The following is a 13894-nucleotide window of genomic DNA, read 5'->3' as shown; positions in this document are numbered from 1 at the left end:
GACCAGAAACTTGCATTTGCAAACAGCTATGACACCGAGACTGGAATTGACCTGGAAGGAACCAAGAGCCTGAGCGGAAGAACCCTGAAGGATAGCGAGTTTACATTTGAAGTAAAAGACAAGGCCGGAAAGGTAGTAGCAACCGGAAGCAACAAGTCAGACGGAAGCATCAGCTTTAATAATAAGCTGAATTATAAACTGTCCGACCTGGAAAAAGCGGACGGAAGCTATGAATCCGAGAAGACCTATGAGTACACCGTAAACGAGGTGATCCCGGAGGGAGCAACCGCTGAGAATAACTATACTGTAAATGGTGTAACTTACGATAACAGTATCTTTACTGTGAAAGTAATTGTAAGCTATGACCAGGCAACTGGAATAATGAGTGCAGCTTTTGCTGAGGATAGTCAGGAGCTTATATTCGACAATACCTACGACGCAAAGGGATCTCTGACATTGGAGGCAAGTAAGACTCTGAAGAACAAAGCTCTTGAAGCTGATGCCTTTAACTTCGTGCTGAAGGACAAGAACGGAGAGACTATTCAGACCGTTGCCAACGATGCAGATGGAAATGTAACATTCAGTCCGCTCAATTATACTCTTAAAGATGTTGGAACTCATGTTTACACAGTATCAGAAGTTCAGAGAGAGAATACCGAAGTTACTTATGATACTACTGAGTATACTGTTGAAGTAACTGTAGCAGATGCAGGAAACGGAAAACTGAAGGTAAGCAAGACGATCAAGAAAGGTGATGATACTGTTGATGCAATTGCTTTTGAAAACATTTATAAAGGAGTAATTGATATCAGCGGCTCTAAGACCTGGAATGATGCAGACAACCAGGACGGAATCAGACCAGCAAGTATCACTGTAAAACTTTTTGCAAATGGAACAGAAGCTGCAAGTCAGGTGGTAACTCCTGATGAGGCTGGAAACTGGAACTATGTCTTCAAGAACCTGCCGCAGTATGATGCAAAAGGAAAAATCACTTATACAGTAACTGAGAGTGCGGTAGCTGGTTATGAAACAAGCGTAAGCGGCTACAACATCACCAACACTCATAAACCAGAAACCCTCGACATCACCGGAACCAAAACCTGGAACGATTCCAACAACCAGGATGGCAAACGTCCAAAGAGCATCACTGTCAACCTTCTTGCAAATGGCATAATTACAGACACCAAGACCGTAACAGCTGACGATAACTGGACCTACAGCTTCACCGATCTGCCGAAATATGCAAATGGTCAGGAAATTACCTACACGGTAAGCGAGCTTACCGTACCTGGTTATACAACAACTATTGATGATAATTACAACATCACCAACAGCTACACCCCAGGTGAGACCAGCGCGTCTGTAACCAAGATCTGGGATGATGCTGACAACCAGGATGGCATTCGTCCAGAGAGCATTACCGTAGCTCTCCTTGCAAATGGAACGCCAACTAACAAAACTGTTACTCTTACTGCTGCGAACAACTGGACACAGACGATAACTGGTCTTCCGGAAAAAGCAGATGGAGAGTATATCACCTACACCTGGACCGAGGTTAATGTTCCAGAAGGCTACAGCTTGACAGGAACTTCCAAGAACGAAACGGTAACCACTCTGACCAACACTCATACTCCAGAGCTTACTTCCATCACCGGAACCAAGACCTGGAAAGATGCAGATAATCAGGATGGAAAACGTCCAGAGAGCATTACCGTAAACCTTTTTGCAGACGGAACTAAGCTTAAGAGCCAGAGTGTAAGTGCTGATGCAGACGGAAACTGGAGCTACAGCTTCACAGACCTTCCGAAATATGCAAACGGACAGGAAATCACTTACACCGTAACTGAGGATGCAGTCGATGGCTACACAACCGAGAGTGATGGCTATAATTTCATTAACACTCATCAGCCAGAGACCACCGAGATTACCGGAACCAAGACCTGGAACGATGCAAACAACCAGGATGGCAAGCGTCCGGAAAGCATCACTGTAATCCTTCTTGCAAATGGCACAGAGAAAACTCGCCAGACCGTAACTGCAGACGAAGCAGGAAACTGGACTTACACCTTCAAAGATCTGCCGAAATATGCAAATGGCGAGGAGATCACCTACACCGTAAGCGAGGACACTGTAGCTGATTACACTACAACCTACGATGGCAGCAACATCACCAACAGCTACACTCCAGGAAAGACCAGTGCAACAGTAACCAAGATCTGGAACGACGCTGAAAATCAGGATGGAAAACGTCCGGAGAGCATTACCGTAAGTCTTCTTGCAGACGGTAAAGAAACCGGAAAGACCGTTACCCTGAGCGTCGAGAACAATTGGAAACAGACTATATCTGACCTTCCGGAAAAAGCAGACGGAAAAGCAATCGAGTATACCTGGACAGAGGAAACTCTCCCAGAAGGTTACGAACTCACCGACAACAGCAAGAACGGAACTGTAACCACTCTGACTAACACCTACGCTCCAGAAACAACTTCCATCACCGGAACCAAGACCTGGGACGACGCAGACAATCAGGATGGCAAGCGTCCAGAGAGCATTGTCGTCAACCTTCTTGCAAACGGAGAGATCGTAGCAAGCCAGACTGTAAAAGCAGACCAAGCAGGAAACTGGACCTACACCTTTAATGACCTGCCGAAATATGCAAACGGTCAGGAAATCACCTACACCGTAACCGAGGAAGCAGTGGAAGGCTACGAAACAAGTGTAGACGGATTTAACATCACAAACGCTTACACAACCGAGACAACTGAGGTGAAAGGCTCCAAGACCTGGAACGATGCAGACAATCAGGATGGCAAACGTCCGGAGAGCATCACGGTAAGACTTCTTGCAAACGGCGAGGAGAAAGACAGTCAGACCGTAACCGCAGACGAAAATGGAAACTGGACCTACAGCTTCGAAAACCTGCCGAAATATGAGGCTGGAAAAGAAATTGTATACACGGTAACCGAGGATGCAGTTGCAGATTACACAACAGAGATCACCGGCTACGATATCACCAACAGCTATGCGCCAGGAAAGACCAGCGTCACAGTTACCAAGGCATGGGCTGACAACGATGACCGCGGCGGTCACAGACCGAAGGAAATCAAGGTTCAGCTGAAAGCCGATGGAGAAAACAGCGGCGAGGAAATTACCCTGAACGCAGAGAACAAGTGGACTTACACCTGGTCCGAACTTGATGAGAAGAAGGCTGGAAAGGATATTGTCTACACAGTAGAAGAAATTGGTAAAACAGCTGGTTATATTTCCACAGTAACAGGAAATGCCACAGAAGGATTTATCATTACCAATACGATCACATCTGTTAAGATCAGCAAAGTGGATATTACTGACCAGAAAGAACTGGCAGGTGCTCATATCCAGATCCTTGACAAAGATGGAAATGTAGTAGACGAGTGGGATTCCACCTGGGAATCTCATGAAGTAACAGGTCTTAAGACCGGTGAGAAATATACCCTTCGCGAGACCGTAGCGCCAGATGGCTATACAATTACAGCTGACACAGTCTTTAGCCTGAAGGAGGATGGAACTCTTGACAAAGATAATACCAGCACAACCATCTCAGCGGATGGAACCCTCCTGGTAGAAGACAGCAGAACTTCTGTAAAAGTAAGCAAAGTAAATATTTCCGACGGAGAAGAGCTGGAAGGTGCTCACATCCAGATCATTGATCAGGACGGAAACGTTGTAGACGAGTGGGATTCCACCAAGGAAGCTCATGTTATCGAGAAACTGAAAACCGGTAAGACTTACACTCTTCGTGAGACTGTAGCGCCAGATGGATATTTACTTACAAGCGACACTACTTTTGTTCTGAAAGAAGACGGAACAGTAGATGCAGAAAAAACAACAGCTGTTTCCAAGGATGGTGTTTTACTTGTACAGGATAAACTGGCAACCGCAGCATCTATTGCAGTAACCAAGAAACTTACCTATATTGGTGAAAGCCTGGCAGCAAAAGATCAGACCTTCTATGTAGCCCTGTATTCTGACAAAGAGTGCACACAGAGAGTTTCCGATGTGAAAGCTCTTGTGTTCAAGAATGCAGATGCTTCCACCGTAGTATTCTCAGAGAATATTAAGGCAGGCAAGACATACTACATTGCAGAGTGTACACAGGATGGAATTTCTCAGACAATCGGCGCTCTTGCAGATGGAACCGTCTATGAAGCTGTATTTGGCAATGGTAACTCCACAACAGTAACTGAAGTCAATGGAACAACAACCGTTTCCTTCGAAAACGTGTTCAGCAGCTTCCCGCCAGATGGATTCTACAAACAGGGTCAGCTGACAATTACCAAGAAGGTTCTTGGCGCAGATGGAGGCACCAGAAACAGCAACGAGGTATTCTATGCAGGTATCTTTGATGATGCAGCTCATACACAGCTTTCCCAGCAGGTTGAGCAGAACATTATCAAGCTTGATATGGACGGTGGCTATGAAGTAAGTGAGACCATCAATGTTGGTCTTGCCCAGTCAGGAGCAAAGGTAACCCTGTATGTAACGGAAACTGATTCCAACGGAAAACCAATTGCAGGTTCCGAAGGCTTTGGATATAAAGTTACCGTAAGTGCAGATTCTGTTACACTTGATGAAACGAATATGACAGCAGAAGTAGTCATCACCAACCAGGAAGAAAGCACAGTAACAGAAACACCAACGCCTACCCCTTCTTCCGATGGTGGAAATAGCGGTGGCTCCGAAAATCATTCCGGCGGCTACGGTGGTGGCAAATCACCGAAGACCGGAGATGATACCCCGATCGGAACTTATCTGATGCTTCTTCTTGCAGCCGCAATGCTTGCAGCCGAGACTGAAAGACGCCGCAGAAGAAACAAAAGACAGTAAAGCAAAACAAGGTTTCTGACCAGATCGGAACCATAACAAAGCAAGTACAAATGAAGGCGGTCCGCACACAAAGCGGATCGCCTTTTTTGCAGATTCACCTTAGTTTCCTGCTCAATTAAGGAAAACCACAGGACAGCCGTGTGGTTCTGGTTTTGAAAAAAAGTAAAAAAACTTTCCCGAAAAGTGGAAAAACATCCCGAAGAAAGAGTTGACGAAACAGCCCTACTGGTATAATGAAGTCAAATTAAAGGATATTACATTTGGGAATGACTTTATAGATTTCAGGAGGTTTCCATTATGAGAAAGAATACATTAAAAAAAGCAATGGCAGTTATGATTTCAGCGACAATGCTGGTGACAGGATATACAGTAGTTTCCGCGGAAGGATTTACAGATGCGGAGGCACTTGCAGAGATGGATGCTTTTACCACAGGCGATGAAGCTGTATATGTGGAAGAAGTTCAGCCAGAGCAGACTCAGACAGAGGTTCAGCCGGAAGCTGCACAGATCGAGGAAGTTCAGACAGAAGAGCCTCAGGCAGAAGAATCTCAGGATGAGTTCCAGACCGGGGAAACAGCAGAAGAAGCCGCTTTTGTTGATGGTTTCACAGATAGCTCCGCAGAAGCTGACCCAGCAGAGTTTACCGATGGAACCGGTGAAGTTGGAGATGCAGTAGAAACTACCGTAGATTCCGATTTCCGTTTCGAGAACGAAGAAGTCATTATCACTGCAAAAGTGTTTGATGAGACAGCTCTTCCGGAAAACGCTGAAATGAACGCTGTAAAGCTTGAAGCTGGCAGTGAGAAATACGAAGAAGCAAAACAGGCTTCCATCAGAGACCTTGGAACAACAGAAGACGACGAGTACACTTTCTACGACGTAACCTTCATTGCAGATGGCGTTGAGATCGAAGTTCCAGACGAAGCAGTTGTAATTAATATGGAATTCAAAAACGTTGCACCAGAGGAAAACGAAACCCAGAGCGCCCTCCACATCCAGGAGACTGAAGCCGGCGTAGTTGCCCAGGACGTAACCGCACAGTCCGCAGACGGAACACTGAAATCCGTAGGATTTAACTTCTAAAATTCAATAACCGCAAGCAGATACAGGACTTTCTGAGAAATCGGAAAGTCCTTTTTGTATAATCAAAATTTCATCTATGCTGCTCCCGCCACGTCCGCGGTGAAACCCCATACACATTTTTAAAAGCCCGGGAGAAGTGGAGGGCGTTTTCGTAGCCTACGGCAGAGCCGATATCCCCTATAGATAATGTGGTCAGCTTCAGCAATTCCGCCGCTTTTGTCATGCGGTAATGAATGAGAAATTCCTGTGGAGAGTGTCCCGTGCTGGTGCGGAAAATTCGTCCCAGATAGCTTCTGTTAATACCGCATACAGCTGCTACATCCTCAATAGAAATATCATTCTGGAAGTTCTGTTCGATAAAATTTATCGCCTCTTTTATATAATAATCACTCATTTTACTGGTGGCGGCAGGCTGTGGTCTGACAACAGATTGTGCAAGCAGATCCGCAAAAAGATAGAAATGTCCCATCAGATGAAAAGGAGATTGCTCTGAATTCTGAGAAATATAAATCAGTTCATCTGCCATCTTTTTTCGTGCCTCCCTGGAGTGGGCCATATATACTGGTGTATCCTTGGAAAAGCCACAAACGTTGAGGATTTCTGTGGTACGCAGCCCGTCAAACTCCACCCAGACGTATTCCCATGGCACCTGAATATCTGCCACATAAGTGGTGATCTGTCCTGGAAAAATCATAAATCCCTGTCCGCTCCGAACCTGATAATTTACATTCTGTCCCTTGGAATTCGTGGCCATCAGGGTGCCTGTTCCGGAAAGAACATAGTGAAAAAGATAGTGATTCCGCGTTGCCGGACCAAATAAATGTCCGGGAGTACATTTCTCATGGCCATATTGGTAAAGGCATAGATCAATGAAAGTTTCGCTTGGAAAAATGTGAAAGTTGTTATCCATATCTGGAATCCTCCGTTACATTTGCTGACAATATATCATAATGTGATAATATATTTCATTATACCATAAAAAAACATCATAAAGGCATAAAATAAGAAAAATTAAGCTATTTAAGTGCTGATTTTGGTATGTTATACTTAACACATCATAGAAAAAGGAGGCTACACTCATGGCAATCACCTTCAACGAAACAACCCGGATCTTTACCCTCACTACTGCCCACACCACCTATCAGATGCAGGCGGATGCTCAAGGGTACCTTTTGCACCTGTATTATGGTGCCAGAACTGCAGGAGAAATGGACTATCTTCTGAATTATGGAGACCGTGGCTTTTCTGGAAATCCGAATTCAGCAGGCAACGACAGAACCTATTCTCTGGATGCACTGCCACAGGAATATCCATCACTTGGCACAGGAGATTTCCGAAATTATGCGTTAAATATAGAGAATGCAGATGGTTCCCAGTGTTGCAATCCAGTTTACATAACACATGAAATTGAGGCTGGAAAATACACTCTGAAAGGTCTTCCATTCGTCCGTGCAGAAGAAAATGAAGCGGAAACTTTGAAAATTATACTGGAAGATCCTGTTACAAAAGTAGAGCTTCATCTACTCTACGGAGTACTGGAAAAAGAAGATATTATCACCAGAAGCGTGATAATTAAGAATGTTGGAAAAGCCCCTGTAACAGTAAAAAAAGCCCAGTCCGCATGCCTGGATTTCCTTCACGGAGACTATGATCTGATCAAATTTCATGGCAGACATGCTATGGAAAGAAACATGGAAAGAATGCCGGTTTCCCATGAAAGCATCCGAATTGGCAGCCGCCGTGGAACCTCCAGCCACCAGTATAATCCAGGGGTAATCCTTGCAGGAAAAAACACAAATGAAGACAGCGGAAGCTGCTACGGAATGCTGTTTGTATACAGTGGAAACTTCCTTGTAGAAGCAGAAAAGGACCAGTATGATCAGACCAGAATCCAGATGGGTCTGACTGATGAACTGTTTGCATATTCCCTGGAAGCCGGAGCTGAATTTACCGCGCCAGAGGTTATTTTATCCTACACAAACAAAGGTCTTTCCAGGCTTTCCCAGCAGTACCATCACTGCATTATGAATCATATCTGCCAGGGAAAATACGTCCATGCAAATCGTCCTGTCCTGATCAACAGCTGGGAAGCCGCATATTTTGATTTCACCGGAGACACCATCGTAGAGCTTGCAAAGGAGGCAAAAGCGCTTGGAATCGATATGGTGGTTATGGATGATGGATGGTTCGGAAAGCGAAATGACGACAATTCTTCTCTCGGCGACTGGTATGTGAACGAGGAAAAATTAGGCGGAACTCTGACGAAATTAATCGAAAGAGTAAACGCAGAAGGCGTGAAATTCGGTATCTGGATTGAGCCTGAAATGGTCAGTGAGGACAGTGATCTTTACAGGGAACATCCGGACTGGGCAATCACAATTCCAGGCCGCAAGCCTGTCCGTTCCAGAAACCAGCTGGTCCTTGATTTTTCCAGAAAAGAAGTACGTGATGAGATATTTAAACGCATCTGCGCAGTTCTGGATCAGGGAAATGTGGAGTACATTAAATGGGATATGAACCGCAGCCTGGCAGATATTTATGCACCAAACGTGACCTATGATTATGTTCTTGGGGTGTACGATTTCCTGGAAAAACTTACGAACCGTTATCCGGATATTCTTATTGAAGGCTGCAGCGGAGGCGGCGGAAGATTTGATGCCGGAATGCTGTATTATACGCCTCAGATCTGGTGCAGTGACAACACAGATGCTATTAATCGTACACGGATTCAATATGGAACCTCCTTCTTTTATCCGGTAGCAGCAATGGGTTCACATGTGTCAGCAGTGCCAAACCATCAGACCGGAAGAGTGACCAGTATGCATACAAGAGGCGTTGCAGCTATGTCTGGAACCTTTGGCTATGAACTGAATCCCGCACTTTTAAATGCAAAGGAAAAAGCAGAAATCCGTGCCCAGCTTGCCCAATACAGGGAGTATCAGGAATTGATCCGTGAAGGAGATTATTACCGTCTTTCCAATCCTTTCCAGGATAATTTTGCGGCCTGGATGGTGGTATCAGATGACAGATCCAAGGCACTGGTAAGTGTGATAAGACTTACAGCAGAAGCCAATCCGCCGGCAGCATACGTTACCTTAAAAGGAATGGAAGAGGATGCTTTTTATCGGGAAAAAACTACCGGAAAAGTATATCCGGGAGCTGCACTTATGGAGGCTGGAATACTGCTTCCTGCTGCGGTGAGCGAATATGAAGCATACCAGATAGAACTGGAGCGTGTTTGAAAAATCAATGATTATGTTTTCATAGTCGTTAAGTTAATTTTACCATTCTTTTGTGAAGAAAAAAGGAGAAAAGGTTTATAAACTGGAAAGATTGTTTTTTTATATATTCTGAGATATATTTGCAGTATTCGTAGACGGAACAGGGTGTGATTGCAATGGTTTCAATGATTCCTTTCGGGCTTCTTGCCGGGGTTGTGGGGGGACGGGAGGTTCGGATTACAGAGATTGATGAGAGTGGATTTTGTTTTCGGACAATAGAAGAAAATATCTCTGATTCAGAAGCTTTGAAGGTGTGCTTTTATGACATAAAGAATGGGCGTTATCGTGAATTGGAAATTTCAGAATACGATATACAAAGGTTTGATATGGAGGACGCAGAACTCTCCGGATTTTGTGTGAAATATAAGGTGACGGTGAAGCAGAAAGCGTATGCAGAGGCGGTTCAGAGGCTTCTTTATCAGTATAATCACTACATTCATCTGAAGCTGGAAGAGGACGACAGCGCGTTGGCGAAAAGCCTGACAGGGTATCCGGGGGAACTGGATGAGGTCAAGCGTGGCAGTCTGGAAGAGCAGGTGGGAATATGGCGGAGAGAGCTTACGCCAGATGGATTGGAGTCCGCTTATAATGGGAAACGTATAGATTTAACTGATAATTGTTCTCAGTACGGAACTGGCTTTGAGCCTGGGTATAAGTGCCAGGTACCGCCTGAATCAGGTGTTGCGGAACTGGCGCTGGAGATAGATCGCCCGGAATTGTATCAGGAATATTTGAATAGTTCCCTGACAGAATTTTCCAAAAAGTATGCCGGAAAATGTATCGGTATCTGCGGCAGCATTATTCTGGAACATAGAGTACCGGATCACCTTTATATTGGAAATCAGTTCTGTCATCTTCTGTTTCCGGAACGTAAATTGTTGTTTGAAATAATAGAAAAAGCAGCGGCAGAACAGGTGGAAATCACACTTGTTTTTTCTTATATCCGGGAATATATGCTGGATTATATAACAGAATTGCTTGATGAAATTAACCGGTGGTGTGAAGAAAAAAGGCAGTCTGTAGAGATTGTTGTAAATGACTGGGGAATGGCTTCTTTAGTAAAAAAAAGCAGAAGGAATCTGATTTCCAGCCTTGGAATTTTGTTAAATAAACGCAGAAAAGACCCTCGGATTCCGTTCAAAAAAGGAGAACAGAAATGGTTTGAGAGGAACAGCCTGAATGCTGGATTTTACCGTAATTTTCTGGAAAGAGAATATGGAATCCAACGCTTTGAATGGGAATCCTGCGGTTACGAACAGCAGATTCCACCTGGAAAAAACAGCTTGCATATTCCGTTCTATCAGACCAATACATCACAGTATTGTCCTCTTGGTGCAGTATGTGAAACTGGCGAGAGAGGACGACAAAAGCTTGCAAAAAAATGCCCGGGATATTGTGCGGAATATGCACTTTTATACCCGGAACATTTGCATATGATGGGGCGGTATAATTCGTTGTTTGGGATTGATATGAGAATATTGAAAGAGGAAGAAATACTGGAGAATTATATCCAAAACGGTGTGGACCGGGTTGTAATAAGAGCATGGTAATGCCACCGGCAGGTGACATACCCGTGTTGAGGCAGATGCGATATTTTATTCAGGATGAAGTACATGGCTGCTCAAGGCTGGAATTTATGGAGATAAGTGATGAAAATAGTAGCAGGATTAGGCTCGATAGATGAATATATAAAGTTCGCGGAGGCTGGTGCAGATGAATTTTTCTGTGGTTATGTTCCTTATTCCTGGTCCAAAAAATACGGAACGGTACTGCCCCTGAACCGCAGGGAAGTACTTTGTTATAACGTACAGCTTGGCGCATTCAGTGAGCTGGAAATCCTGTCTGGGATGATGAAAAAGTACGAAAAACCAGTCCATCTTACATTCAATTCCCTGTATTATATCCCGGAACAATATCCGGAAATTGCCGGGATCATAAGCCAGTGTATGAAAATTGGTTTTCACAGTTATATTATTGCAGACCCGGCGTTGATAGTATATTTACGTGAAAATGGTATAAACTGCGAAATCCATCTCAGTGGAGAATGTGGAGAAATTAACAGCCAGATGGTGGCTTCATTGGGAAAACTGGGATTGAAACGTGTGATTTTTCACAGGAAAAATACATTCGAAGATATGAAAGCGGTTGTTGCTAAATGTGGAAAAAAGGATGGGACAGAAAGAATCCCGGAATTTGAGGCTTTTGTATTGAATGAAATGTGCCAGTTTACAGGTGCATTTTGTAATTCTTTGCATTGCGATGAGATGGGGTATCTTTGTAAAGTGCCCTATCAGATCGGAACCTTAAAAACAGGGAATGCCGGTTCTGAAATCTTCAATCAGGAAATAAACGGAGGGCATTTGCTGCCAGACGGCTTTGTTCCTGATGATTTTTCCTATGATTCTGCAGGTTATCTTTGCGGTGAAACTGGCTGTGGTCTATGTGCACTTTATCAGTTAAAGCAAGCCGGAATTACGCACTTGAAGCTGGTTGGCCGTGGAAATTATACGGATTACATGGAAAAAGATATTCGAAATCTTCGAATGGCGTTGAATATATTGAAAGAATCCGCTGACGAAATGGAGTTTCGGCGAAAATTGAAATTGCAGATTTTTCCCAGCGGGTGCAGCAGGAATTGCTATTACCGGTGATTAGGCAGCACGGGCTCCGGAGTGTGTCTGAAAAATCATTCCCACAAATTGTGGTGCACATCTTGCAGAAAGCCTTTTTCAGACACGCTCTGGATCCTGCGCTGCCTTGAGAAATTTATCTGGTTGTTTTTTATCCGATGGGCTCGAAATCTGCAGCTCCATGTTTGCACAGCGGGCAGATGAAGTCATCCGGGAGCTCGTCACCTTCGTAGATGTAGCCGCATACTTTGCAGACGAAGCCTTTTTTGCCATCGGTTTCTGGCTTCGGTTTTACATTTTTCTGATAGTAGGTGTAAGTCATGGTGTCAAGATCGTTCATGACGCGGGCTTCGGTGACGCTGCAGATGAACATTCCATGGGTACCAAGGTCTACATATTGTTCAACCTTCAGAGACATAAATGCATTAATATATTTGTCCAGGAATACCAGTCCATTATCGGAACGGTAGACCTTCTGACCTGCAAATTTATCTACGCTGCGTCCGGTCTGGAAACCAAACTGCTGGAATACAGAGAACGGTGCATCTACAGACAGGCAGTTTACGTTGAGAACTCCAGTCTGTTTGATCACATGGTGGGAGTAATTTGCCTTATTGATATTTACCGCAATACGGTTTGGAGTATCAGTGAGCTGGGTCACAGTGTTGACGATCAGTCCGTTGTCTTTTTTGCCGTCATTGGAGGTAACTACATAAAGACCGTATCCGATTCTGAAAAGGGCTGTCATGTCATTTTTGTTTGCCAGCTCATCATTCTGGGCAATGTATTCTTTGCAAAGTTCGCTTGCCATAGCTTCCAGCTGATCCTTGTTTTCCTGGTTTACTGCGGAAAGCACTTTTACAGTAGTGTCCAGCCAGTTGATCTTCTTGCAGCCAGAAAGCATTTCTTTCATAATTTTTGCTGCCAGAGGTGCCCAGGAACCATTTTCGATGATGCCCACGGTGCGGTTCTGGAAGTTGTGCTCGGTCAGACGGGTGATATAGTCGTGCATGAACGGATAAATGCTTGCATTATAGGTTGTGGTAGCAAGAACCAGCTTACTGTAGCGGAATGCGTCGGACAGAGCCTGTGACATGTCATCTCTTGCAAGATCATATACAACAACTTTGGGACATCCCTTGCTGCGAAGTTTGTCAGCCAGCAGCTCTACAGCCGCTTTTGTATGACCGTATACAGATGTGTAGGCGATGACAATTCCTTCTGTCTCTGGTGTGTAAGAGGACCATGTATCGTAAAGACCAATGTAATGTCCAAGGTTTTCTGTAAGAACAGGTCCGTGGAGAGGGCAAATGATCTGGATATCCAGGCCTGCGGCAACTTTCAGTAATTTCTGAACCTGTGGTCCGTATTTTCCAACGATGCCAATAAAGTATCTGCGAGCTTCATCGTCCCAATCTTCTTCTACATCCAGTGCGCCGAATTTTCCGAAGCCATCTGCAGAGAAAAGTACTTTATCGGTGCTGTCATAGGTTACCATAACTTCCGGCCAGTGCACCATGGGAGCGAAAACAAAGGTCAGGTTGTGGTTTCCAAGGTTGAGGGTGCCGCCATTTGTAACCTCCAGCTTCTGTCCTTCCAGGTCGAGACCGAAGAAGTTCTGGATCATAGTGAAGGTTTTCGCGTTGGCTACGATGGTGGTTTCCGGATAAACTTTCAGGAAGTTTGCCACATTTGCTGCGTGGTCCGGCTCCATGTGCTGTACGATCAGGTAGTCTGGCTTGCGGCCTTCCAGGATGCGGTCCAGATTATCCAGCCATTCGTGAGTGAAATTTGCATCTACAGTATCCATGACTGCGATTTTTTCATCCAGGATCACATAGGAATTATATGCCATACCGTTCGGTACTTTGTACTGACCTTCGAAAAGGTCTATCTGATGGTCGTTTACGCCTGCGTAGCGGATGGTGTCTGTAATTTTCATAGAGGTTCGTCTCCTTTTTATGAGATATTGTTATTGATGTAATTGTTTGTGATTTTTGAGGGAACTATGTATTTTTTACTGCTTTGTTATTT

Annotated in this window: 7 protein-coding genes; 5 read left to right on the top strand and 2 right to left on the bottom strand. The window is 44.5% G+C overall.

Annotated elements, in window-relative coordinates; genetic code table 11:
* Positions 1-4866 (top strand): Cna B-type domain-containing protein (locus tag I2D69_RS02050; protein WP_195379313.1); only part of this gene is annotated, 4866 nt, incomplete at its 5' end.
* Positions 4867-5163: 297 nt separating this feature from the next.
* On the top strand, positions 5164-5949 hold the full coding sequence (locus I2D69_RS02045) for a hypothetical protein (protein WP_195379312.1): 786 nt from the start codon (positions 5164-5166) through the stop codon (positions 5947-5949).
* Between the two features lie 70 nt (positions 5950-6019).
* Here the strand turns inward: I2D69_RS02045 and I2D69_RS02040 are convergent, their stop codons facing one another.
* A complete protein-coding gene (locus I2D69_RS02040) occupies positions 6020-6859 on the bottom strand; it encodes an AraC family transcriptional regulator (protein WP_195379311.1) in 840 nt (279 codons plus the stop codon).
* A 169-nt stretch (positions 6860-7028) separates the two neighbouring features.
* On the opposite strand from I2D69_RS02040, the gene I2D69_RS02035 reads away from it, so the two are divergent.
* From I2D69_RS02035 to I2D69_RS02025, 3 genes are all read left to right on the top strand, one after another.
* Positions 7029-9191 (top strand): alpha-galactosidase, encoded by a 2163-nt coding sequence (locus I2D69_RS02035; RefSeq protein ID WP_195379310.1) that lies wholly within the window; start codon positions 7029-7031, stop codon positions 9189-9191.
* A gap of 155 nt (positions 9192-9346) precedes the next feature.
* Positions 9347-10780 (top strand): hypothetical protein, encoded by a 1434-nt coding sequence (locus I2D69_RS02030; RefSeq protein WP_195379309.1) that lies wholly within the window; start codon positions 9347-9349, stop codon positions 10778-10780.
* Positions 10781-10879: 99 nt separating this feature from the next.
* Entirely contained in the window at positions 10880-11881 is a 1002-nt protein-coding gene (locus I2D69_RS02025) for a U32 family peptidase (protein ID WP_148463209.1), read from the top strand.
* A 130-nt stretch (positions 11882-12011) separates the two neighbouring features.
* Here the strand turns inward: I2D69_RS02025 and I2D69_RS02020 are convergent, their stop codons facing one another.
* On the bottom strand, positions 12012-13802 hold the full coding sequence (locus I2D69_RS02020; RefSeq protein ID WP_148463208.1) for a flavin reductase: 1791 nt from the start codon (positions 13800-13802) through the stop codon (positions 12012-12014).
* Positions 13803-13894 lie beyond the last annotated feature (92 nt).

It is taken from the genome of Ruminococcus sp. D54t1_190329_F1 (genome assembly GCF_015551645.1).
Taxonomy (GTDB): domain Bacteria; phylum Bacillota; class Clostridia; order Lachnospirales; family Lachnospiraceae; genus Blautia_A; species Blautia_A faecis.
Note: the sequence above shows the minus strand (reverse complement) of the source record. Positions and strands in the feature narration are given on the sequence as shown.